This is a genomic window from Acrocarpospora catenulata (assembly GCF_018476525.1).
GTDB classification, from domain to species: domain Bacteria; phylum Actinomycetota; class Actinomycetes; order Streptosporangiales; family Streptosporangiaceae; genus Acrocarpospora; species Acrocarpospora catenulata.
In genome coordinates, this window is record NZ_JAHCST010000163.1 from 1 (window position 1) to 982 (window position 982).

Annotated in this window: 1 rRNA gene; it reads left to right on the forward strand. The window is 56.5% G+C overall.

The annotated features are described in order from the left end of the window. Positions 1-982 (forward strand): 23S ribosomal RNA (locus KIP79_RS46195); the annotation flags it as partial.

A 982-nucleotide genomic window follows, 5' to 3' on the forward strand; every position in this document is an offset into this window, starting at 1 on the left:
CGGCAGGTGTTGCGCATGCGGGGTTGTGGGACCTTCTTGGAAGAGCTGCCGTTCTTCCGGACAGTGAGAAATCAGCGGGATAGTCGAACACTCTGGGAAGGGTGGCCGTAGACGGTGAGAGCCCGGTAGGCGAAATTTCGTTGACTGTTTGAGGGGATCCCAAGTAGCACGGGGCTCGAGGAATCCTGTGTGAATCTGCCAGGACCACCTGGTAAGCCTAAATACTCCCTGGTGACCGATAGTGAACAAGTACCGTGAGGGAAAGGTGAAAAGCGCCCCGGTGAGGGGTCGTGAAATAGTACCTGAAACCGTGTGCCTACAAGCCGTAGGAGCGTAGGTGGTCTTCGGATCGCCTGTGATGTGACTGCGTGCCTTTTGAAGAATGAGCCTGCGAGTTATGGTGTGTGGCGAGGTTAACCCGTGTGGGGTAGCCGTAGCGAAAGCGAGTCTGAATAGGGCGTTTGAGTCGCATGCTGTGGACCCGAAGCGGGGTGATCTACGCATGGGCAGGTTGAAGCGCGGGTAAGACCGCGTGGAGGACCGAACCCACCAGGGTTGAAAACCTGGGGGATGATCTGTGTGTAGGGGTGAAAGGCCAATCAAACTCCGTGATAGCTGGTTCTCCCCGAAATGCATTTAGGTGCAGCGTTGCGTGTTTCTTGCCGGAGGTAGGGCGCTGGATGGCCGATGGGCCCGACAAGGTTACTGACGTCAGCCAAACTTCGAATGCCGGTAAGTGAGAGCGTGGCAGTGAGACTGCGGGGGATAAGCTTCGTAGTCGAGAGGGAAACAGCCCAGATCGCCGACTAAGGCCCCTAAGCGTGTGCTAAGTGGGAAAGGATGTGGAGTCGCAGAGACAACCAGGAGGTTGGCTTAGAAGCAGCCATCCTTGAAAGAGTGCGTAATAGCTCACTGGTCAAGTGATTCCGCGCCGATAATGTAGCGGGGCTCAAGTACACCGCCGAAGTCGTGGCATTGACGC